General features: G+C 68.2%; 20 protein-coding genes. 5 read left to right on the top strand and 15 right to left on the bottom strand.

Going from position 1 to position 20,330, the window contains the following annotated elements; translation table 11 throughout:
- Nucleotides 1-2 precede the first annotated feature (2 nt).
- Nucleotides 3-794, bottom strand: a complete 792-nt coding sequence (locus tag AAFN86_RS11880; protein WP_347543537.1) for an aldolase/citrate lyase family protein — start codon at nucleotides 792-794, stop codon at nucleotides 3-5.
- A 135-nt stretch (nucleotides 795-929) separates the two neighbouring features.
- Between AAFN86_RS11880 and AAFN86_RS11875 the strand changes: the two genes are divergently transcribed.
- Together AAFN86_RS11875 and AAFN86_RS11870 are read left to right on the top strand one after the other, a co-directional pair.
- Entirely contained in the window at nucleotides 930-1,733 is an 804-nt protein-coding gene (locus tag AAFN86_RS11875) for an IclR family transcriptional regulator (protein ID WP_347543536.1), read from the top strand.
- A gap of 64 nt (nucleotides 1,734-1,797) precedes the next feature.
- The gene (locus AAFN86_RS11870; RefSeq protein ID WP_347543535.1) at nucleotides 1,798-2,694 is read left to right on the top strand and encodes a hypothetical protein; all 897 of its coding nucleotides are present in this window, start codon (nucleotides 1,798-1,800) and stop codon (nucleotides 2,692-2,694) included.
- A 382-nt stretch (nucleotides 2,695-3,076) separates the two neighbouring features.
- On the opposite strand, the gene AAFN86_RS11865 is transcribed toward AAFN86_RS11870, so the two are convergent.
- The 4 genes from AAFN86_RS11865 to AAFN86_RS11850 form a co-directional block, all read right to left on the bottom strand.
- On the bottom strand, nucleotides 3,077-4,057 hold the full coding sequence (locus tag AAFN86_RS11865) for a tripartite tricarboxylate transporter substrate binding protein (RefSeq protein WP_347543534.1): 981 nt from the start codon (nucleotides 4,055-4,057) through the stop codon (nucleotides 3,077-3,079).
- 50 nt (nucleotides 4,058-4,107) lie between these two features.
- The gene (locus AAFN86_RS11860) at nucleotides 4,108-4,905 is read right to left on the bottom strand and encodes a methyltransferase domain-containing protein (protein ID WP_347543533.1); all 798 of its coding nucleotides are present in this window, start codon (nucleotides 4,903-4,905) and stop codon (nucleotides 4,108-4,110) included.
- Between the two features lie 4 nt (nucleotides 4,906-4,909).
- Entirely contained in the window at nucleotides 4,910-5,383 is a 474-nt protein-coding gene (locus AAFN86_RS11855) for an L-2-amino-thiazoline-4-carboxylic acid hydrolase (protein WP_347543532.1), read from the bottom strand.
- Between the two features lie 69 nt (nucleotides 5,384-5,452).
- Entirely contained in the window at nucleotides 5,453-5,848 is a 396-nt protein-coding gene (locus AAFN86_RS11850) for a hypothetical protein (protein WP_347543531.1), read from the bottom strand.
- A gap of 162 nt (nucleotides 5,849-6,010) precedes the next feature.
- On the opposite strand from AAFN86_RS11850, the gene AAFN86_RS11845 reads away from it, so the two are divergent.
- Both AAFN86_RS11845 and AAFN86_RS11840 read left to right on the top strand, forming a co-directional pair.
- A complete protein-coding gene (locus AAFN86_RS11845) occupies nucleotides 6,011-6,715 on the top strand; it encodes a DUF805 domain-containing protein (RefSeq protein WP_347543530.1) in 705 nt (234 codons plus the stop codon).
- Nucleotides 6,716-6,830: 115 nt separating this feature from the next.
- Nucleotides 6,831-7,448, top strand: a complete 618-nt coding sequence (locus AAFN86_RS11840) for a DUF805 domain-containing protein (RefSeq protein WP_347543529.1) — start codon at nucleotides 6,831-6,833, stop codon at nucleotides 7,446-7,448.
- Between the two features lie 15 nt (nucleotides 7,449-7,463).
- On the opposite strand, the gene AAFN86_RS11835 is transcribed toward AAFN86_RS11840, so the two are convergent.
- Together AAFN86_RS11835 and AAFN86_RS11830 are read right to left on the bottom strand one after the other, a co-directional pair.
- Entirely contained in the window at nucleotides 7,464-8,858 is a 1,395-nt protein-coding gene (locus tag AAFN86_RS11835; protein ID WP_347543528.1) for an amidase family protein, read from the bottom strand.
- A 134-nt stretch (nucleotides 8,859-8,992) separates the two neighbouring features.
- Entirely contained in the window at nucleotides 8,993-10,849 is a 1,857-nt protein-coding gene (locus AAFN86_RS11830; RefSeq protein WP_347543527.1) for an ABC transporter ATP-binding protein, read from the bottom strand.
- Nucleotides 10,850-11,092: 243 nt separating this feature from the next.
- On the opposite strand from AAFN86_RS11830, the gene AAFN86_RS11825 reads away from it, so the two are divergent.
- Nucleotides 11,093-11,677, top strand: coding sequence for a putative adhesin (locus AAFN86_RS11825; protein ID WP_347543526.1), 585 nt, complete (start codon nucleotides 11,093-11,095; stop codon nucleotides 11,675-11,677).
- Between the two features lie 134 nt (nucleotides 11,678-11,811).
- Here the strand turns inward: AAFN86_RS11825 and AAFN86_RS11820 are convergent, their stop codons facing one another.
- The 8 genes from AAFN86_RS11820 to AAFN86_RS11785 form a co-directional block, all read right to left on the bottom strand.
- Nucleotides 11,812-12,984 carry an acyl-CoA dehydrogenase family protein gene (locus AAFN86_RS11820; protein WP_347543525.1) on the bottom strand — a complete coding sequence of 391 codons (1,173 nt, stop codon included), beginning with the start codon at nucleotides 12,982-12,984 and terminating at the stop codon, nucleotides 11,812-11,814.
- Nucleotides 12,985-12,987: 3 nt separating this feature from the next.
- A complete protein-coding gene (locus AAFN86_RS11815; RefSeq protein ID WP_347543523.1) occupies nucleotides 12,988-13,755 on the bottom strand; it encodes an enoyl-CoA hydratase-related protein in 768 nt (255 codons plus the stop codon).
- Nucleotides 13,752-14,822: an acyl-CoA dehydrogenase family protein gene (locus AAFN86_RS11810; protein ID WP_347543522.1), complete on the bottom strand. Its 1,071-nt coding sequence runs from the start codon at nucleotides 14,820-14,822 to the stop codon at nucleotides 13,752-13,754. The genes AAFN86_RS11815 and AAFN86_RS11810 overlap by 4 nt, the downstream gene beginning before the upstream one ends.
- Nucleotides 14,823-14,912: 90 nt before the next feature.
- The gene (locus AAFN86_RS11805) at nucleotides 14,913-15,554 is read right to left on the bottom strand and encodes a 3-oxoacid CoA-transferase subunit B (RefSeq protein WP_347543521.1); all 642 of its coding nucleotides are present in this window, start codon (nucleotides 15,552-15,554) and stop codon (nucleotides 14,913-14,915) included.
- Nucleotides 15,555-15,655: 101 nt separating this feature from the next.
- A complete protein-coding gene (locus AAFN86_RS11800; protein WP_347543520.1) occupies nucleotides 15,656-16,336 on the bottom strand; it encodes a 3-oxoacid CoA-transferase subunit A in 681 nt (226 codons plus the stop codon).
- A 5-nt stretch (nucleotides 16,337-16,341) separates the two neighbouring features.
- Nucleotides 16,342-17,166, bottom strand: coding sequence for an isocitrate lyase/phosphoenolpyruvate mutase family protein (locus tag AAFN86_RS11795; RefSeq protein ID WP_347543519.1), 825 nt, complete (start codon nucleotides 17,164-17,166; stop codon nucleotides 16,342-16,344).
- Complete coding sequence (locus AAFN86_RS11790; RefSeq protein ID WP_347543518.1) at nucleotides 17,163-18,032, bottom strand: MaoC/PaaZ C-terminal domain-containing protein; 870 nt, start codon at nucleotides 18,030-18,032, stop codon at nucleotides 17,163-17,165. The genes AAFN86_RS11795 and AAFN86_RS11790 overlap by 4 nt, the downstream gene beginning before the upstream one ends.
- Nucleotides 18,032-20,170, bottom strand: coding sequence for an acetate--CoA ligase family protein (locus AAFN86_RS11785; protein ID WP_347543517.1), 2,139 nt, complete (start codon nucleotides 20,168-20,170; stop codon nucleotides 18,032-18,034). Before AAFN86_RS11785 ends, AAFN86_RS11790 begins: the two co-directional genes overlap by 1 nt.
- Between the last annotated feature and the right edge of the window lie 160 nt (nucleotides 20,171-20,330).

Genomic DNA, 20,330 nt, shown 5'->3' with positions numbered 1-20,330 from the left:
GATCAGGCGGCCGCGGCGGTGCCGAGCGCGCGGATATCGGCGAGCGCCTTGCGCGCCGCCTGCTTCATCAGCCCCTGGTCGGAGGAATAGACGAAGGCGCTGGCCCCCATGCCGCGCAGCCATTCGGCTTCCTTCATGCCGCCGACGAAGACCATGACGGGCTTGCCGGCACGCTTCGCGGCCTCCCCGATGCGGGCGACGACGTCGCGGATGCGGGGTGAATCGCTGCTCGCCTCGCCCATCGCGGCCGTCAGGTCGCCGCGGCCGATGAACAGCGCGTCGATGCCGTCCGTCGCGGCGATGGCGTCGATCTCGTCGAGCGCCTCGGGGTCCTCGATCTGCGCGACGACGGTGGTCGTGGAATCCGCCGCCTCGATGTAGTCCCACATCTTGCCGCCGCCGTAGCCGGCCGCGCGGACCGATCCGGAATATCCGCGCTTACCGCCGCGATAGCGTGCCGCGGCCGCGATCTGCGCGGCGATCGCCGCAGTCGCCACATGCGGCACGAGCACGCCGGTCGCGCCGCAATCGAGCACCGAGAGCAGATGATGCGGCGCGGGGCTCTGCACCCTCACGAAGCCCGCGGCACCCGTAGCCCGGGCGGCGAACAACGCGGCGTCGGTGGATTGCCGGTCGAAGGGCGAATGCTCCTCATCCACGATGACGAAGTCGAAGCCGAGGCTGCCCATGATCTCGGCCCCATGCAGGGTCGGGGTCTTGAGGAAGGTACCGGTCAGGATATCGCCGCGCTGCAGGCGGGCGCGAAAGCTCTCCGGTTGCGTGCTGGTCGCCATGGACGGTTTCCTCGGGGCACGGCCCTTGACGAGCCGATGTTTGTTCTGATAAACGGAACATGATATTTACAATCAGAACATCCGACACGCCCCAGGCAGTGTCAAGCGTGATGTGACCGCTGAGGGAGCCTCGCCATGCCGCGCATCAACGGCCCGTCGCAGGGCGAGGGGTTGCAAGCCGTCGCCATGGCGTTCCGCATCCTGGAATTTCTCGCGGCGCAGCGCGGCGGTGTCGGCGTCACCGATCTGGCCCGCGCGCTCGACACGACGAAAAGTCGCATCCACCGGCACCTGCGGACCCTGGTCGAAAGTGGCTACATCCTGCAGTCGCCGGAATCGGAGAAGTATCGGATCGGCAGCCGGTTGGTGACGCTCGGCCGCGCCGTCGCCGAGAATTTCGACCTGACGGCGATCGCGCGCGACGAGATGTATGCGCTGCGCGACGCGCTGGGCCAGACCGTGGTGCTGAGCCGTGCGGAGGCCGCCGGCGCCGTCGTGCTCGCCACGCTTCCAGGGCCCGAACCGATCGAGATCGGCGTGAAGCCCGGCTCCATCATGGCCATGCACCCGACCGCGCAGGGCAAGCTGGTGCTGGCCTTCGGTGATCCGGTGCTGCGCGACCGCGTGCTGAATTCGCGCCTCGACATGCGCACGCCGCGCACCATCACCAGCCCCAGCGCGCTGCGCGAGGAACTCGACCGCGTGCGCAGCCGCGGCTGGGCGGTGGCACCCGGCGAAAGCCTGGTCGGCGTGAACGCCCTCGCCGCGCCGATCTTCGAGGGCGGTGGGCATATGGTGGGCGCGATCGCGCTGCTCGGCTCGATTCAGTTCATCGAGGCCGAGCCCTCCGAGGCTCAGATCCGCCGCGTCTGCCTGGCGGCGGCGCGGATCTCCGCCCGGCTCGGCCACGCGCCGCGCAGTCCGCTTGACGTGGCATGAGGTGCGCGGCAGCCTTATGGAACAGCGTTCCGAAGAACGGAACGCACAGCGAGAGGAATGCTCCATGGCCTATGACGCCTCGGACCCGCGGGCCAGCCTCGTCACCGCCTCGAAGGCGGTCACCGGCCGATTCACGGCGGCGCAATACGCCCGCTTCTACGAGACGAAGCCCGATGAGGAATCGCCCGGCATCCGCACCTGGTACGCGCGCGGGCAGAACTTCATCATCGCCTATTCCGAGGTGGAGGCCGGCGCCGTGCTGTCGCGCAGCGCCCAGCCGGACGAATACGCGCTGCTGCTGCCCGATGCCCCGATGGCTGTGACCATCCGCGCGGGGACGGAGGAGAAGCCGCTCGGCGGCTATTCGCTCGCCTTCATCCCGCCGGGTGCGAGCAGCATCACCGCCACGGCGAAGGGCCGCCTCACCCGGCTGTTCACGCCGCGCTCGGCCGATCTCGCCGCGCTGTGCAGTAATGCCGCTGCCTTTGCCGAACTCGATCCGCGCATCCCGCCGCTGCAGGACTGGCCGACGCCACCGGATGGCTTCCGCATCCGCACCTACAGCCTGGACGTGCCCAAGGAACCCGGGCGCTTCGGCAAGATCTGGCGCAGCACCACCTTCATGGTGAACTACCTCGACCCCGCCGCCGGTCCCCGCGACAAGACCAAGATGTCGCCGCATCACCACGATGATTTCGAGCAATGCTCCCTCGTACTCGATGGTGCCTACACCCACCACATCCGCTGGCCCTGGACCACGGACATGACGGCCTGGCGGGAGGACGACCACGAATACTGCAAGGGGCCGTCGGTGACGGTGATCCCGCCGCCCTCGACCCATACCTCCCGCGCCGAGGAAGCCGGGCAGATGGTGGACATCTTCTGCCCCCCGCGGATGGACTTCTCGCTGAAGCCGGGCTGGGTGCTGAACGCGGCTGACTATCCGATGCCGAAGGGCTGACGACGTCGGCGCGGAAGCGGCCTGGCTGGTTCGAGGTAGGAAGGTAGAACCGGAGAGGGCTTTGCCCCCTCCGGACCTCCCCCACCAAAGGCCTAAGGCCTTTGGAAATCTCGACTTGGTGCCTGGCCAATACCGCCGCCGCCACGGGGAAAGGCGGGCCGGGCGCATGACAGAATCCGGACAGTGATCCCGCCGCCAAACGGATCAGCCAAGGTCCGCTGGGGCGGGGATAACTATCCGGGTACCGCTTCTGTCAGTTCCGCCCTGGACCCGGAATCGGTTTCCAAAGGCCCTGGGCCTTTGGCGGGGTGGCTTGGAGGGACAGCGCCCCTCCAACCTTCAGCCCATCCTGGCGCACCTGAAGAACCCGCCCCTCCCGGCCTCAGGTCGCATCCATCTGCAAACCTTCGCGACGGATCACCCCGCCCCACTTCTCGATCTCGCTGCGCACGAAGGTCGCGAAATCCTCAGGCGAGCCGGGGGCCGGCACGCCGCCCATCTGGGCGAAGCGTGCGCGCGTGTCGGGCTGGGCGAGCAGCGCCTGGATCTCCGCATTCACGCCACGGATGGCATCCGCCGGCGCGCCAGCCGGCATGAACAGCCCGAACCAGGTGGACACGTCGTATGGGGCGAGCGCCGGCATGGTCTCGCGGATTGCGGGCAGGTCGGGCAGTTCGGCGCTGCGCTCGGCGCTGGTCACGCCCAGCGCGCGCAGGCGCCCACCACGGATGTGGTCCATCGAGGATGTCAGGTTATCGAAGGCGAACTGCACATTGCCGCCCAGCAGGTCGATCAGCAGCGGCCCGGCACCGCGGAAATGCACCGCCTCCGCCTGGGTGCCGGCCAGCTGGTTGAACCACACGGCGGACAGATGCGGCGACTGCCCCATGCCCGAAGTGCCATAGGTGGCGCGCCCATTTTCCCGCTTCAGCCAATCGACGAATTCCGGGACGGAGCGCGCCGGCACCGAAGGATGCACCACCAGCACGTTCGGCCCGCGGATGACGTTGGACACGGCGGCCAGGCTGTCGGGCCGGTATTGCAGGTTGCGGAACAGCGCATAGCCGATCGCCTGCGGGCCGATATTGCCCATCAGCATGGTGCGGCCATCGGCGGCGGCGCGGACGACTTCCATGGTGCCGATGACGCCACCGGCGCCGGAGCGGTTTTCCACCACCACCGGCGTGCCCCAGCGGGTCTGGAGGAACTGCCCGAGCAGCCGCGCCATGATGTCGGTGGTGCCGCCCGGGGCGGCTGGCACGACGATGCGGCTGGTCTGGCCGGGGCGCCAGTCCTGGGCCCGTGCGGCGATCGGGAACAGGGCGGGCAGGGTCAGCGCGGCGCGGCGCGTCAGGCGGTTCATGGGTGTTCCTCCGGTTCGTGGCGGCGTTATCGCGCAGCCGCGCGGCTGCGTCACGCGCGGCGGTGGCCGGTGGCGAGGCGTGCGACGGCGACGAAGGATCGCGGCCCGTCCGGCCCGCCGGCGAGGTAGGCGCGGCGTGCCAGCGCCTCGACACGCGGCAGGCGGTCGGGCGGCAGGGTGGCGACGAAGGCGCCGGCGATGCCCTGCCCGCCGCTCGCCCAAGGGTCCCACCAATCGGCGAAATCCGTGAAGTCCTGGCGGATGACCAGGTCGCGCTCGACGACGTCGCGCATCCCGGCATCGCGCAGCAGTGCCGACAGCCGGCCGGGCGAACCCACCGGATCGGACCAGTAGCGGGCGCGAAAGGCCTCGCCATCCGGTTCCGTCGCGGCGACCGTGTCGGCGAAGGCGCGCAGGAACGAAAAGCCGCCGGTGAAATCCCACATCGCCGTGGCGACCAGGCCACTGGGCTTCACGACGCGTGCCATCTCGGCGAGGGCGGCGGCGCGGTCGGGGACGAATTGCAGCACCAGCAGCGACAGCGCGGCGTCGAACGCGGCATCCGGCAGGTCGAGCCGCGTCACATCCCCCGTGCTGAAGCGGCCGCCCGGCACCCGCGCCTGCGCGGCGGCGACGAAGGTTTCGCTGAGATCGACGCCGGTAATGCGCGCCGTCGCGTCGCGCGCCGCGATGGCGGCGGACAGGGACCCGGTGCCACAGCCGGCATCCAGCACGGCGGCGCCGCTCGGCAGCGCCAGCGCATCGAGCATCACCTCGGCGAGGCGCGCGCTCCAGCGACCCATGCTGCGGTCATAGGCCTCGGCGCTGGTGGCGACATAGGCCGCCATGCGCTCACTCCTCCATGCGGTAGCGGAAGTCGCAATGGGTCGCGCCGCCCATGATGGTCTGCGTGCGTTCGAGTTTCAGCCGCGGGTCGTAGCCCTCGCAGAAGGCGCCGTCGCGGTTGCAGGACAGCACGGCGCCAAGCTCGGCGATGCCCATCTCCTTGTACATCTCGGCATAGCGGCAGCGGGTGACGTTGAAGTCGTACTGCGTGGCGTCCTTGCGCAGCGTCTCGATGCGCAGCGCATCGCCCTTGGTCCACAGCGGTTGCAGGGCGATGAAATGTTCGAGACTCGGCTGCCCGCCGGGTCCCTCCTTGGCCATCTCGGCGGCGGTGGACTTGGCCAGCTTGACCACGGCGCGTGACAGGATGGCCTTGGCCTGCACCTCGCCGAGTTCGGCCTTCATCTCCTCATAGACCCCCTTGGCGAAGGCGGCCTCGATGCGGCGCTGTTCCAGGATGCCCAGGCGGTCCTCGGCCATGATACGAAAACTCCCCGACGTCGGTGACGCCGGGGAGCCTATCGCGCGGCCGGCGCTGCGGCGAGCGGGTTACTGCGCGTAGAGCCCACGATTGGTGACGACGATGCGGCTGGCGCGGCAGATGTTGATCTGGCGCAACTCGGCGGCGCCGCCGCCATTCCAGGTGATGCGGAAATCATAGAGGCCCGCATTGGCCGCCTGCGCATTCCACACGCCGTTCACCGGGATCATGCTCTGGCCGAGTTGGTCGGGGCCCCAATCATTGCGGCTGGCGTGGCTGTATTGCAGCGAATAGATCGGACGGGAGGAATTGTTCACAACCTGGAAGCGCGTATCGCAGCCCGGACCGACGGGAACCTGTGGCACCCCGACGGGCGTCGGCACATACACGGTCTGGGGCGCGCAGGCCGAAACGGCCGCGGCGCCCATCAGGGCCAGGATGGCAGGCAGCAGGCGGCGGAACATCGTGGCACACTCTCCCGGTTCGTGGTGCGCGCCGGCAGGCCCGCCCATTTGTCGACCCCGCGACGGTATGCAAGGGACGTTGCGCGGGCAAGATGGCGGTGGCTTGCGCGGCGCCGTGTCGCCGTGGTGCTGTGAAGTGATTCGGCGGGAAGGATCGGGCGGATGACGATCGGGCAGTGGTTCGGCTTCCAGGGGCGCATCGGGCGGAAGACCTGGTGGCTCGGCTATGTGCTGCCGATGATCGGCATCTCGGTGCTGTCGACCGTGCTCGACATCGGCTTCGGCTTCATCACGCTCGAGGATGCCGCGCCGGTCGATGGCTATGGGTTCGAGACGCGCGGCGTCGGCGTCTTCGGCCTGCTGTCGCTGATCCCGCTGGTCTGGATCAGCCTGGCGGGCCAGGTGAAGCGCTGGCACGATCGCGACAAATCCGGCTGGTTCGTGCTGGTCAACTTCATCCCCTTCATCGGCGTCATCTGGGCCTTCGTTGAAACCGGCTTCCTGCGCGGCACGATGGGCACCAACCGCTTCGGGCCGGATCCGCTGGGCGGGGCGCCGCAATGGCAGCAGCCGGGCATGCCGCCGCAGCAATGGCAGCAGCAGGGGCCGCCCCAGCAGTGGCAGCAGCCCGGCCAGTGGCAACAGCCGCCGCAATGGCAACCGCCGCCGCAGCAGGGTTGGCAGCCCCCGCCCCAGCAGGGCTGGCAGGCGCCGCCGCAGGGCTACCCGCCGCCGCAGAACCCCGGCGGGCCGCCACCGGGCTATGGCCAGCAACCGCCACCCGGCTACGGCCAGCCGCCGCAGCCGCCAGGGCAATGGGGCGGACCCGGGCCGGGCGGCAGCGTACCGCCGGTGCGTCGCGACTGACATGGCGAGGCATCGAAGCGCCGATGCCGCGGAACCATCCCGGCAGCGTCGCATGTGACGCCGCCTGGGCCAGGCAGGCCGCAGGCACCGCTGGCCTGCCTGATGGCGACCGGCGATGACCATCGGCGCGTGGCTCAGCTTCCGGGGGCGGATCGGCCGGCAAAGCTGGTGGTTGGCCTATCTGCTGCCGATGATTGCAGTCAGCGCCGTGGTGGGCGCCGCCTACAGCACCTCCGTCGGGATGGCGGCACCGGGCATGAGCCGTTCGGTGGGCCAGCAGGGCCTTCTGGTCCTGTCGGCCCTGTTATCGCTGCTGTCGATCTGGCCCATGCTGGTCGGGGCCATCAAGCGGATGCACGACCGCAACCGCTCGGGTTGGTGGATCGGCGCCCAGACCCTGTTGCTGGGCTCCCTTGTTCTCCTGACGTGGCAGGTGGATCAGCGCGGACGCCTGCATGACCCGATCGTCGCGGCCGCCTTGATCGGCGCGGCGGCAGGCGTGGGCGTCCTCAGCCTGTGGGTTTTCATCGAGATCAATGTCCTGCGCGGCACCCGCGGCTTCAACCGCTTCGGTCCGGACCCGCTGGTCACGCCGGACATGGCGCTGTGGCAGCAGACGGCGCCGGACGCCTGGCAGCAGCCGGGCTGGCCGCCGCAGTCACCGCCGGGGTGGAAGTCGCCGCCGCCGCGCCAGGGTTGCTGGAATGGATCGCCGCCGGGGCGGCGGGACTGAACGCGCGGGCGGCGTTCAGCGAGGATCGACAGGCGAGGCCGGCACGCCGGCAGCCTCGATCACCGCGCCAGCCTGCAGCAGCACGTCCTCCCGATACCGCCCGGCCAGCAGTTGCACGCCGACCGGCACGGTGCCGACCAGCCCGGTCGTCACGGTAAGCCCCGGCAACCCCATCAGCGGCAGGCCGACCTGCGTCAACTGCGCGTCCATGATGCGGCGGAAGGCCTCGGGGCTTTCGACATCCTCCTGGTCGCGGAAGGGCAATTCACCCGACACCGGCGTGATGGCGACGGGGAAGCGCTCGAAGAATTCCATCCATTCCCGCACGAAGGTCGCGCGCTTCTGCAGCCCATCCATGAAGGCGTTAAGGTCGGGCTGCGGGCAAAGCGCCTCCATCTGCGCGAAGACGAAGCTCGCATCCGGGTCGGCTTCCTGGTGCAGCGCGGCGTTCATGCCGCGGCGGGATTCCGCCAGCCACAGCATGGCCTGCAAGGCCGCCGGTTCGCGCAGCGGCGGCGTGTCGGCTTCCTCGATGGTCCAGCCGGCGGCCTCCAGGCGCTTCGCCGCATCGCGCAGCGCCGCGGTCACCGCCGGCTGCACCGCCATGCCATCCGGATTCAGGCAGAGTGCGGCGCGCTTCGGCACTGGCGCACCTTCCAGCGGCGCATCCACCCACCAGGGGTCGCGGACATCGCGTGCCGCCATGGCGGCGAAGGCCAGGCGCAGATCCCCGATCGTTCGCGCAATTGGTCCCGACACGGCCATCAACTGCCCGCCGGCATGCCGTTCTGCCCCGGTCTGGTTCCAGGCTGGGATGCGCCCCAGCGTCGGCCGCAACCCATGCACGCCGCAGGCATAGGCGGGGTAGCGGATCGACCCGCCGATATCCGTGCCATGCCCGATCGCCCCGATCCCCGCCGCGACGGCCGCCGCCGCCCCGCCGGATGACCCGCCCGGCGTGATCGACGGATCGCGCGGGTTCTTCGTATGCCCATGCAGGGAATTGCGCGTGAACCAGCGCAGCGAGAACGCCGGCGTGTTGGTCCGACCCAGGATCACCGCCCCGGCACGGCGCAGATTGGCGACAACCGGACTGTCCGCCTTCGCCACCAGGTCCTTCTGCAACCGCAGCCCGTTGGTGGTCGCGTAGCCCTGCTGGTCCGCATTGACCTTGATCGTCACCGGCACGCCGCCGAGCGGCCCCGCATCCCCGCCACGCGCAATCGTCGCGTCGATCGCGGCGGCCTGGGCCAGGACATCCTCCGGCCGGTGGTCCACCACGGCATTGATCCTCGGGTTCGCCGCATCCAGCCGCGCCAGCGCATCGCGCGCGACCTCGGTAGCGGAAACCTGCTTCGCACGGATGCGGTGGGCGAGGTCGGTGGCGGGAAGGCGCCAGAAATCGGTCATGGGGGCAGGGTCCACGAAATGCGATCGCGCATGCTTTCGCGCACTCCGAGAACGGTCAATGCGGATCGAGGGGGCAGCCGCCCCCTCGAGCACCCCCGCCAGGGAGGCTACGGCCTCCCTGGACCCGCGGAAATCTATAGAAAACCGCCGGATTGGCGTTTCCACAGCGAGGCATAGGTGCCGCCACGGTCCAGCAGCGCGGCGTGCGAACCCTGTTCCACCACGCGGCCATGTTCCAGCACCACCAGGCGGTCCATGCTGGCCAATGTGGACAGACGATGCGCAATGGCGATTACCGTCTTGCCCTCCATCAAGCCCACCAACTGTTCCTGAATGACGGCTTCCACTTCGGAATCGAGCGCGGAGGTCGCCTCATCCAGCACCAGTATCGGCGCGTCCTTCAGCAGCACGCGGGCGATGGCGATGCGCTGGCGCTGGCCGCCCGACAGCTTCACGCCGCGTTCACCGACATGCGCCTCATACCCCGTGCGGCCGCGCCAATCGGCGAGTTGTTCGACGAAGTCATGCGCGGCGGCACGACGCGCAGCGGCGATGATCTCCTCCTGGCTCGCGGAGGGCCGGCCATAGCGGATGTTGTCGCGGATCGACCGGTGCAGCAGCGCCGTGTCCTGCGTGACGACGCCGACCGCGCCGCGCAGCGATTCCTGCGTGACCGTCTCGATATCCTGCCCGTCGATCAGGATGCGCCCGGCCTCGGGGCTGAAGAAGCGCAGCAGCAGGTTCATCGCTGTCGTCTTGCCCGCGCCGGAATGGCCAACCAGGCCGACGCGTTCCCCGGGCGCGATCGCCAGGTCGAAGCCGTTCAGCACGCCACGTTCCTGGCCGTAGCCGAAATGCACGTCCTCGAAGCGGATCTCCCCGCGGGTGACGACCAGGGGCTTCGCATCGACCGGATCGGGTGCGGTGGGCGGCACCGCGATGCTTCCCGAGGCTTCCTGCACCACGCCCACATTCTCGAAGATGCCGGTGACGTTGAAGGCGACCCAGCCGGAGATATTAGCGATCTGCCAGCCCATCGGCAGTGCCGCGGCGACGGTGCCGAGGCCGATCTCGCCTTTCTGCCACAGCCAGATCGAGACGATGCCGAGCGCGGTCAGCAGCAGCGCGTTCAGCGTGGACAGCACCAGCCCGTTCAGCGTCACCAGCCGCATCTGGCGCTGGAAGGCGGCTGTCAGCTGCGCGATGCCGTCGCGCACGAAGCTGTCCTCATCCTCGGCGCGCGCGAACAGCTTCACGGTCAGGATGTTGGTGTAGCTGTCGACGATCCGTCCCGTCAGCAGCGAGCGCGCCGCCGACGCCGCCTTCGACCGGTCCCGCATGCGCGGTACCAGGAAACGCAGCAGGATGATGTAGGCGGCGAACCAGACCAGCACGGGCAGCGCCAGCCTGACATCGGCCTGGGCCAGCCAGATCACCGCCGTGCTGCCATAGACGAGGATGTACCAGACGGCCGTCACGCCCTGGACCACGCTTTCGCGCACCGCAGGGCCGGCCTGCATGACGCGGGTGGCGATGCGGCCGGCGAAATCCTCCTGGAAGAAGGCCCAGCCCTGGCGAACGACATGGAAGTGGGACTGCCAGCGGATCATGCTGGTGACGTTGGCGCTGATGCCCTGCTGGGCGACCAGGTTCTGCGCCGTGATGGTCAGCGGGCGGGCGACCAGCAGCACGGCGGCCATGGCGGCCAGTTGCGGCCAGGTCTCCGCCAGCAGCCGGTCAGGGCCGTGGATCGTCAGCATGCCGATCACGCTGCCGATGAAGATCGGGATCAGCGCATCGAGGATCGCGACCGCCATGCCGAGCACGAACAGCAGCACGAACAGCGCCTTCGCCTGGCGGATGAAGTACCAGTAGAAGGCAATCAGCCCGGCGGGAGGCGGGCTGTCCGGGACGGGAGTGCCGGACAGCCGGCTGGCGGTCGCACCCGGCGGCGCGACCGGATCCACGGTGGATTCGAAGGGCAGAGCCATGCAGCCATCCACGCTTGCCGGAAGGCCCTGTCAATCGCGCGGCGGGAAATCGAGCCTCATCGTTGCTGTTCCTGCTTGCGGGCTGCTGATGAGAGCCTCCAACCACGCACGGCTTCGATCCACAGGGAGGGCTCGCCGCGGTGCGCGGAGGCATTCCGGTGGGCATAATGCCTGAAAATTACCGTGCCTTCCGAAGACAAGCTGGATACGGTCGCCACTCACAAAACTGTGTAGGGCTCTCCGATGAGCACGCCGGACGGTGCCGAGAAGATCGGCCGCGATCTCTATCTTTTCCGGTCCCAGACCGACACCACGACCTGCGCCATCGACGCCCATGGCGGATACTATTTCGAAAATCGATCCTTCAAGGTTCCCGAGGGCGTGACACTGAAATTCTACGCGTCGCACGGGAATGCCTTGATGGATGAGGGCCTGCAGGGGCTCAAATTGGCAACGAAGGCCTTCAAGCCTATCGAGGAAATCACCGGTGGCGAGGACTGCCACGACTACCTGCTGCAGAAAGCTTGGGACGCCCACACTTTCAAGAATGAGGCCGACGAGGAATTTCGCATTACCTATGAGCGCGCGAAGGCTTTCCTCGAACGAACCGACCGGAAGTGGCAGAAGGAATACATCGGCCACACATTCGACGATGTCGCTTCGCTCGTTACGATCAGGAACCGTTGGGACAATCTATGCGGCGTTACGATCAAAGACGTCATCCACGACGTCCGAAAGGTCATGCCGGCGCTTACGACCTTTCATTGCTCGTTCTGCCGCACTTGCTTGCTCAGCCCCGGTGGGCAGGACACGGCGCAGCGGCTCTGAGGCGCCGTATCGACCTGGGCCCTACAGCGTGATGGCCGCAGGTGCGAATGCACCGGAGCTCTGAATCACGCGATCAAACAATAGGCTGGAGCGTGATCGGTGAACGAATGTGAACCAATCATGCTCCAGCTCCTTCAGCCCGGCAGCCCCAGCACGTTCTTCGACAGGATGTTGCGCTGGATCTCATTCGACCCACCATAGATCGTGGCCGGCCGCGCCTGGATGTACTGCCCAGTCGGGTTGAGGTTGCGGTTGCCTTCCATCGGTTCCAGCAGCCCGGCATTCTCGCCGGCGATCTCCAGCATCGTGTCGGTGATGCGCTGGAACAGTTCCGTCTGGAACACCTTCAGCATGGATACATCCGCACCGAGCGTCTCGCCCCGCCGCAGCTTGTCCACGAAGGTGCCGTACAGCGACTTCAGGTCTTCGAGATCAAGGCGCAGGCGCCCATAAGTGTCCTGGAAGGCTGCGTCCTCCCAGACCCCCATGCGTTCGGCCAATTGCCGCAACCGTGTGAAGGCGTAGGCCGACAGGCGCGGTGACCCGAGATAGATGCGCTCGAAGGACAGCAGCGCCTTCGCCATGTCCCAGCCGCGGTTCGGCGTGCCCACCAGGTTCTTCGCGGGCACGCGGACATTGTCGAAGAACACCTCGCAGAATTCGTCATGGTATTCGAGGTTGATGATCGGCTTCACCGTGATCCCCGGCGTCGCCATGTCGACCAGCAGGAACGAAATCCCCTCCTGCTTCTTCGCGTTCTTGTCCGTGCGCACCAGCAGGAAGCACCAGTTGGCGTCGGACGCGAGCGTGGTCCAGATCTTCTGGCCGTTGACGACGTAGTGATCGCCATCCAGCACCGCTTCCGTGCGCAGCGCGGCGAGGTCCGAGCCGGCATTGGGTTCGGAATACCCCTGGCACCACACATGCTCGCCATTGAGGATCTTCGGCAGGAAATGCGCCTGCTGTTCATCCGTGCCGTGGTTGATCAGCAGTGGGCCGACCATGACGATGCCGTGGTCGTTGGTGCGCGCGCAGCCGTGGCGCTCCACTTCCTCAGTGAAGATGATCTGCTTGGCGGGTGCGAGGCCCAGCCCGCCGAACTGCCGCGGCCAGCCCGGGCACAGCCAGCCCTTCTCGGCCAGCATGAAGTACCAGGGCTTGTTCTCCTCCCAATGCAGGCGCTTGGGCGGGTTGCGGAGGTCCGTGGGATAGTTCGCCTCGATCCACGAGCGGACATGGGCGCGGAAGGCCTCGTCCTCCATCTGGTTGAGGTCGGTCGTTTCCTTCGGTGCGATGCTGACGGCCATGGCTCAGCCTCCAAACTTCGGCTTGCGCTTCTCAAGGAACGCCGCGCGGCCTTCCTGGAAGTCGGATGTGGTGAACAGCAGGCCCTGGAAGGTCTGCTCATCGGCCAGCGCCTCATCGAGACCTTCCGACAGGACCTTCTTCGTCAGCTCGATCGGGCCGGCGGCTTCGGCGGCGAGGAAGCGCGCCTTCTCCATCGCCACCTCCAGCGCCTTGCCCGGCGGCGCCAGGTAGTCCACCAGGCCGATCCGCTCGCCTTCCGGCGCGTTCACCACCTCATGATAGAACAGGATGCGGCGCGCCCGCCCGACACTGACGCGGCGCGGCAGGAAATACGGCAGCCCCATGTCGGACATCAGCCCGATCTTGTGGAAGCCGGCGACGAAGCGCGCATCCTCGGCGGCCACGATGGTGTCGCACGCACACGCCACGGCCATGCCTGCCCCGGCCGCCCAGCCTTCGACCGCGGCGACGATGGGCTTCGCCCCACGCGCCATCAGCCGCACCAGCCGGTGCGTGCGGCGCATGCGTTCCCGCCCGTCCAGTGCGCTGCCGACATCCATCGCCGAGATATCGCCACCCGCGCAGAAGGTCCCGCCCGCACCGGTCAGCACGATGGCGCGCACCGCCTTGTCGGCATGGGCGCGCTCGATCGCTTCCTCCAGCGCCTGGCGCACGCCGAGCGCAATCGCATTCTTCCGCTGCGGATAATCGATAGTGAGGACGAGGACGTTGCCGTCCATCTCCTCGCGGACGCGGGCGGCCTCGCTCATTCCACATCCTCCGGCGCGAGCGCCATGAATCGCCGGCGATGCAGGCTCGCCGATCCGTACTGGTTCGCGATCACCATGCCGCGCCGCAGATACAGCCCGACATCGTATTCATCGGTGTAGCCGATGCCGCCATGCAGCTGGATGCATTGGCGCAGCACCAGCAATCCGGATTCCGCCGCACGATGCTTGGCCTTGGACACGGCAGCCTGGCGCACCTCGCCCGTCGCGCCGGAATCCAGCACCGCCGCGGCGGTCTCCACCGCCGCCCGCGTCAGCGCGATATGGATCTTCAGATCCGCCGCGCGATGCTGCAGCGACTGGAAGGTGCCGATGATCCGCCCGAATTGCTGCCGCGTCTTGAGGTAGCCGAGCGTCAGCTCGAACGCCTTCTCCATCAGCCCGAGCATGTGCCCGGCCGTGGCCAGCGCGGCTTCGTCGATTGCCTCCGCCAGCACCGCGCCGACGTCGTCGGCGACGCGCGTCGTGCGCGTCAGGTCGGCGCGCAGCGTGCCGACCGTGCCGCCATCCATGGTCTTTTCCAGGACGACATCGGCACCCGCCGCCGGCAGCGACACCAGCGCGATGCGATTGCCTTCCCGCACCGGCAACAGGAACGTATCGGCGCCCGCCGCCATCGGGATGAAGACGCGCGGCGCATCCCCCGTGCCAGGCACGGCGATGCTGTCCGCTTTCTCCTGCCAGGCGGTCAGCACCACCTGTCCGCCTTCCAGCAGAGACCCCAGCAACGCCGCGTCATCAGAAGCCGCCAGCAGGCGTGCCGACAGCATCGCCGGGATCAGCGGCTCAGGCGCCAGGCCCGAGCCCATCTCCTCGGTCAGCGCCACCGCCTCCGACAGGCCAAGGCCGGCACCGCCGGCCTCCTCGGGCACCGCCAGGCCGATCCAGCCGAGCGCGCCCATCTCGGCGAAGACGGCGCGGTCAAAGCCGGGGCTGGTGAAACGCAGGGCGCGCACGCGCTTGGTGTCGCCACCGCGCGGGGCCACCGCACCCGCACTGTCGCGGATCATGCGGATGGATTCGGATCGGTCGTCCAATGCTTGGCTCATTGTTCCCTCAAGGAAGGCCGGGGGAGAGAACTCCCCCGAACCCCCTCCTTTTTCTGCCTGGGCGCCTCGCCGTTGGCGGGGCGCAGCAAATCACTGGGTATGCAGCACGGCACCGGAAGCGGCCTGGGCCTGTTCCAGCGTCACGCCGGGGGCCAGGTCCACCACCACGAAACCCTTCTCGGCCGAGACGTCGAAGACGCCGAGATTGGTGTAGACGCGCTTCACCGCGCCTGGCGTGGTCAGCGGATAGCCGCACGTCTCGACCAGCTTGGGGCGACCATCCTTCGTGGTGTGTTCCATGATCACCCACAGGCGCTTCGCCCCGGCGCCGAGGTCCATCGCACCGCCCACGGCCGGCGCGGTGTCGTTCTCGCTGGTCGCCCAATTCGCGATGTCGCCATTCTGCGCGACCTCGAAAGCGCCAAGCACGCACAGGTCGATGTGCCCGCCGCGGATCATCGCGAAGGAATCCGCGTGATGGCAGTAGGATCCGCCCGGCCGCAACGTCACCGGCTGCTTGCCGGCATTCACCAGCCACGGGTCGATCTTGTCCTTCGCCGGCGCGGGACCCATGCCGAGAATCCCGTTCTCGGAATGCAGGATCACCTCACGATCCAGCGGCACGAAATCGCCGACCATGGTCGGGATGCCGATGCCGAGATTCACGTACCAGCCCTCGGGAATGTCCTGCGCCAGGCGCGCGGCCATGGCCTTGCGGTCAAAACCTGACATGTCCTGCTCTCCTTCTGTCTGGGGCATCCGGTTTGCGCCTCCGGGAGCTCGGGCCCGCGGCCCTGCGCCCTCCGGCGACCGGATGCCCGGTTGCCTTCGCGTTACGCCCAGTCCGGCCCGCGATCCACATGGATCACGCGGTTCACGAAGATGCCGGGCGTATGAACATTCTCCGGCACCAGGTCACCCAGTTCGCGAATATGCGACACCTGCGCGATGGTCATGTCGGCCGCCATCGCCATCACCGGATTGAAGTTCCGCCCCGACGACCGATAGGTCAGGTTGCCCCAGCGATCGCCTTCCCAGCCCTCGACCAGCGCAACATCGCCGTACAGCGCGTGCTCCATGACGTAGCGGCGGCCGTTGAACTCGCGTTCCTCCTTGCCGTTCGCCAGGATCGTGCCGACCGACGTCGCGGTGAAGAAGGCCGGCACGCCCGCACCCGCGGCGCGCATGCGTTCCGCCATCGTGCCCTGCGGCACGATCTCCAGTTCGATCCTGCCGGCGCGGTACAGCTCCTCGAACACCACGGAACCGGCTGAACGCGGGAAAGAACAGATGATCTTCCTGACGCGGCCGAGTTCCATCAGCTTCGCCAGCCCCACACGCCCATTGCCGGCATTGTTGGCGACGCAGACCAGGTCCTTGGCGCCCTGCTCGATCAGCGCCTCGATCAGTTGGTCCGGCTGTCCGACGGCGCCGAAGCCGCCGATCAGCACCGTCGATCCGTCCTTGATGCCGGCCATGGCATCCGCCATGGACTGCACGATCTTGTTGATCACGTCGGTCAGTCTCCTTCGCCGCGCATGGCGGCATTCAATTCAACCCCGGGCGGTATGCTCGCCAGTCGCGGCAGATCGCCCGCCAGCATCGCCCGCGTCAGGTCCAGCGTATGCGCATAGGCCGCGCGCGCCAGTAGCCCGCCGGCACTGACGCGCCGGACGCCGCCATCGGCCAGCACCGCCATCGGCACGAAGCCCGATCGCGGCCCGGCCAGGACATTGACGGGCTTCGGCGCCACCGCCGCCACCGCTTTCCGGATGGCGTCCATGTCCGGCAGGAACGGGGCGTAGAGGCAATCCGCGCCCACCTCGGCGAAGGCGACCAACCGGCGGATGGTATCGTCCAGGTCCGGTCGCCCGTTGAGGAAATTCTCCGCCCGCGCCGTCAGCACGAATGGACGGCCAAGCGCGCGCGCCGCCTCGACGGATGCGCGGATGCGCGCCACCGCATGGTCGAAATCATGGATCGGCGAGGCCGGGTCGCGCGTCGTGTCCTCGATGGTGCAGCCGGCCAGCCCGGCCTCTCCCGCGGCACGCACCGTCCGCGCGCAATCCTCGGGTGACGGACCGAAGCCATCCTCAAGGTCGGCTGATACCGGCAGGTCGGTCGCCGCGATCAGTACCCGCGCATTCTCGAGCGATTCCGCCAGGGACACCGCATAGTCCCGCCGCCCCAACTGCCAGGCGATGCCGGCCGAGGTCGTGGCGATGGCGACCGCCCCGGCATGCGCCATGATGCGCGCGCTGCCGGCATCCCAGGCATTGGGCAGGGCGAAGCAGCCGGACTCATGCAAGGCCGCGAAGCGCGCGGCGCGCTCGGCGGCGTTCATGTCGCCGCATCCGGGTGGCGGAACAGCCCGTTGCTGACCACCACCTTGTCACGCTCGACCACACGGGCGCGGAAGGCGGCCCCGCCTTCCTCGTGCCAGATCTCGGTGCGGATCGTCTCGCCCGGAAACACCGGGGAGGAGAAGCGCAGATCCATTCGCCCAAAGCGTGCCGGATCGTATCCGCACAACGCCTTCATCAGCGCATGGCAGACCACGCCGAAGGTGCACAGTCCGTGCAGGATCGGCTGCTTGAAGCCCGCCTTCGCGGCGACCTCCGGGTCGATGTGCAGCGGATTGTGGTCGCCGTTCAGCCGATAGACGATCGCCTGCTCCGGCCGCGTCGCCAGATCGACCGTCAGGTCCGGCGCGCGATCCGGTTCCGCATGCGGCTTCTTGATCGGCCCGGATGGCCCGCCGAAGCCGCCATCGCCGCGCGCGAAGGTGGTGCCTTCCAGCGTGGCGAGCTTCTCGCCCGTCTTCGCATCCGTCACCACGCGCTCATTGTAGAGCATCGCGCCCTTGCCCGGCCCGCGATCGACGATGGACGTGATGCGCGACTTCCCGATGATCTCGCCTTCCGCCGGCAGCGGCTTGTGCAGGATGATCGACTGCTCGCCATGCAGCACCTGCGTCCAGTCCACGCCGGTGTCAGGATTGCGGATCCAGAAGCCGGGATAACCCAGCACCACCGCCATCGACGGCATCGCCCGCAGCCGCGGCTCATAAAGGAAATCCAGCTGCGCCTGATCCATCGGGTCCTGCCCGAGGCCGATCGAGAAATTGTACAGCGCGGTGTCCTGCCAGCGGATGGTCTGGCGGATCTCCGGGATCGGGTAGTTCAGCAAATGGTCGTGGTCGATGGCCATCAGTGCATGTCCTCGATCTCGATCACTGCATCGGCGGCGAAGGCGCCCTGGCCCTCGGGCAGCACCAGCAGCGGGTTCACATCCACGCCGGCAAGCCGGTCGCCGGCACCGGCCGCGAAGCGTGACAAGGCCGACAGCGCGGAAGCGAGCGCCGCCACATCCGCCTTCGGCCGCCCCCGCGCGCCATCCAGCAGCGGGAAGCCCTTCAGCGACCGGATCATCGCCTCGGCTTCCGCATCGCCGAAGGGACAGCGGCGGAAGGACACGTCCTTCAGGATCTCGATGAACACGCCGCCCAGGCCCACCATCGCCACCGGCCCGAACACCGGGTCCCGCGCGACGCCAAGCGCCATCTCCACCGCGCCCTTGATCTGCTTGGCGATCAGCACGCCTTCGATGCGCGCGCCGGGGGCGCGTTCGGCGGCGCGGGACAGCAGCGTCGCATGCGCCTCCCGCACCGCATCGACGGAGGCCAGGTCGAGGATGACGCCGCCGATCTCGCTCTTGTGCAGGATGTCGGGCGACAGGATCTTCGCGACCACCGGGAAGCCAAAGGACTGCGCCGCGGCGACAGCCTCCTCGACGGAACCGCAGGCCTTCTCCGGCACCGCCGGGACGCCGGAAGCCGCCAGGATGCGCTTGCCCTCGGCCTCGGTCGGCGTCGTCGCCGGCAGGCTCACCTGCGGGACGACGACCTCCTCCGGCGCCGCCGCCGCGAAGCCCGCCCCGAAGCGGCCCATCGCCTCGATCGCGGCCACGGCGCGGGTCGGGTCCTCGAAGACGATGAAGCCGTCTTCCTCATACCCGCGCACCTTGTCCGGCGAGGCGATGACGGACAGCACCCAGAGACGGTCGGCGAATTTCTCCCGCGCCTGCTTCAGGTATGGCCGCAGCTTCGGCGCCATGGTGGTGGACCCGCCGGTCTGCGTCAGGAACACCAGCATCGACTGGTATCCGCCGGCCTCCGCCGTGACTTCGAGGAAATGCTCGAACATCTCGGTCTGGTTCACCGCCTGGGCGGTGCAATCCACCGGGTTGCGCGGCGCGGAGAAGGAGATCAGCGACTTCAGATGCGCCTGCGCCTCCTCCGGCATCTGCGGCATCGGCACGCCCATCGCTTCCGCGGCATCGGAGATCAGCACCCCCGCCCCGCCGCTGACGGTGATGACGCCGAGGCTGTTCTTCGCCGGATAGATCCGCCGCGACGCCGCATAGGCGATGTCCAGCATCTGTTCCGTCGTGCCCGCGCGCACCACGCCGAATTCGCGCAGCACCGCATCCGTCACCGCATCGTCGCCGGCGATCGACGCGGTATGCGACTTCGCCGCATGGCCGCCGAGCTCCGAATGCCCGACCTTCATCATCACGACCGGCTTGCGGTTGCGCCGGGCAAGGTCGAGGGCCGCGATGAAGCGCTCGCTCTCGCGGATGCCCTCGGCATAGGCGCAGATCACCTCGACTTCCGGTGCCTGCGCCATCCAGCCGATCACCTCGCCGAGCGAGACGTCGCTCTCATTGCCCGTGGTGACGCAGACCGTGGTGCCGAGGCCCCCCGCGCGCGACGTCGCGAAGAGATGCGTCCCATACGCCCCGGATTGCGAAGCGATGCCGATATTGCCGCGGATCGGCCAGCCTTGTTCGAAGGACGTCGAGAACATCGGGTAGAAGCCGACCGCCGCGTTGAACAGCCCAAGGCAGTTCGGCCCGAGGATGCGCATGCCGTGCTGGCGCGCCGCCGCCACCAGGCGGTCCTGCATCGCGGCCCCGGCCTCATCCACCTCGGCGAAGCCGGCGGTGAAGACGATCGCCGCGCGGCAGCCCTTGGCGCCAAGGTCCGCCACCGCCTGCACCGCGCCCTCACCAGGCACGGCGACGATGGCGACATCGGGCACCTGCGTCAGCGCCGTCACTGACGCGAAGGCCGGCAGCCCCTGCACCGTGGCGCGGTTCGGATTCACCGGCAGGATGGCGCCGGCGAATCCCTGGTTCATCATGTAGGCGATCGGTCGACCACCGATCCGCGTTGCATCGTCCGAAGCGCCGATGACGGCGACCGAGCGCGGCCGGATCATGGCATCGAGAGCAGCGAAGGCGGTGCCGCGCGGCGCAGTATTCGGGTAACCGCCTTCGGCGGGCATGGACGTTTCCTCTTCGACGGTCGCCGAAAGGTGACGCCAGCCGCCGCCCGCGGCAAGGGGGGTGTACGCGTTGTCGTGGCAGGCCAGATGCCGGCCAAAAGCATGCACCGCAGATCATGCCCAACCGACCGGTCAGTCGGCGGGATGGTATTCCTGCAGG

Source organism: Roseomonas sp. CAU 1739, from assembly GCF_039839775.1.
Taxonomy (GTDB): domain Bacteria; phylum Pseudomonadota; class Alphaproteobacteria; order Acetobacterales; family Acetobacteraceae; genus Neoroseomonas.
The sequence above is the reverse complement of the archived record's forward strand: the minus strand, read 5'-3'. Positions and strand labels throughout refer to the sequence as shown.

Bases quoted from the DNA above. Each gene is read 5' to 3' on its own strand.
- AAFN86_RS11880 (WP_347543537.1), bottom strand. From the start codon at position 794: ATGGCGACCAGCACGCAACCGGAGAGCTTTCGCGCCCGCCTGCAGCGC.
- AAFN86_RS11875 (WP_347543536.1), top strand. From the start codon at position 930: ATGCCGCGCATCAACGGCCCGTCGCAGGGCGAGGGGTTGCAAGCCGTC.
- AAFN86_RS11870 (WP_347543535.1), top strand. From the start codon at position 1,798: ATGGCCTATGACGCCTCGGACCCGCGGGCCAGCCTCGTCACCGCCTCG.
- AAFN86_RS11865 (WP_347543534.1), bottom strand. From the start codon at position 4,057: ATGAACCGCCTGACGCGCCGCGCCGCGCTGACCCTGCCCGCCCTGTTC.
- AAFN86_RS11860 (WP_347543533.1), bottom strand. From the start codon at position 4,905: ATGGCGGCCTATGTCGCCACCAGCGCCGAGGCCTATGACCGCAGCATG.
- AAFN86_RS11855 (WP_347543532.1), bottom strand. From the start codon at position 5,383: ATGGCCGAGGACCGCCTGGGCATCCTGGAACAGCGCCGCATCGAGGCC.
- AAFN86_RS11850 (WP_347543531.1), bottom strand. From the start codon at position 5,848: ATGTTCCGCCGCCTGCTGCCTGCCATCCTGGCCCTGATGGGCGCCGCG.
- AAFN86_RS11845 (WP_347543530.1), top strand. From the start codon at position 6,011: ATGACGATCGGGCAGTGGTTCGGCTTCCAGGGGCGCATCGGGCGGAAG.
- AAFN86_RS11840 (WP_347543529.1), top strand. From the start codon at position 6,831: ATGACCATCGGCGCGTGGCTCAGCTTCCGGGGGCGGATCGGCCGGCAA.
- AAFN86_RS11835 (WP_347543528.1), bottom strand. From the start codon at position 8,858: ATGACCGATTTCTGGCGCCTTCCCGCCACCGACCTCGCCCACCGCATC.
- AAFN86_RS11830 (WP_347543527.1), bottom strand. From the start codon at position 10,849: ATGGCTCTGCCCTTCGAATCCACCGTGGATCCGGTCGCGCCGCCGGGT.
- AAFN86_RS11825 (WP_347543526.1), top strand. From the start codon at position 11,093: ATGAGCACGCCGGACGGTGCCGAGAAGATCGGCCGCGATCTCTATCTT.
- AAFN86_RS11820 (WP_347543525.1), bottom strand. From the start codon at position 12,984: ATGGCCGTCAGCATCGCACCGAAGGAAACGACCGACCTCAACCAGATG.
- AAFN86_RS11815 (WP_347543523.1), bottom strand. From the start codon at position 13,755: ATGAGCGAGGCCGCCCGCGTCCGCGAGGAGATGGACGGCAACGTCCTC.
- AAFN86_RS11810 (WP_347543522.1), bottom strand. From the start codon at position 14,822: ATGAGCCAAGCATTGGACGACCGATCCGAATCCATCCGCATGATCCGC.
- AAFN86_RS11805 (WP_347543521.1), bottom strand. From the start codon at position 15,554: ATGTCAGGTTTTGACCGCAAGGCCATGGCCGCGCGCCTGGCGCAGGAC.
- AAFN86_RS11795 (WP_347543519.1), bottom strand. From the start codon at position 17,166: ATGAACGCCGCCGAGCGCGCCGCGCGCTTCGCGGCCTTGCATGAGTCC.
- AAFN86_RS11790 (WP_347543518.1), bottom strand. From the start codon at position 18,032: ATGGCCATCGACCACGACCATTTGCTGAACTACCCGATCCCGGAGATC.
- AAFN86_RS11785 (WP_347543517.1), bottom strand. From the start codon at position 20,170: ATGCCCGCCGAAGGCGGTTACCCGAATACTGCGCCGCGCGGCACCGCC.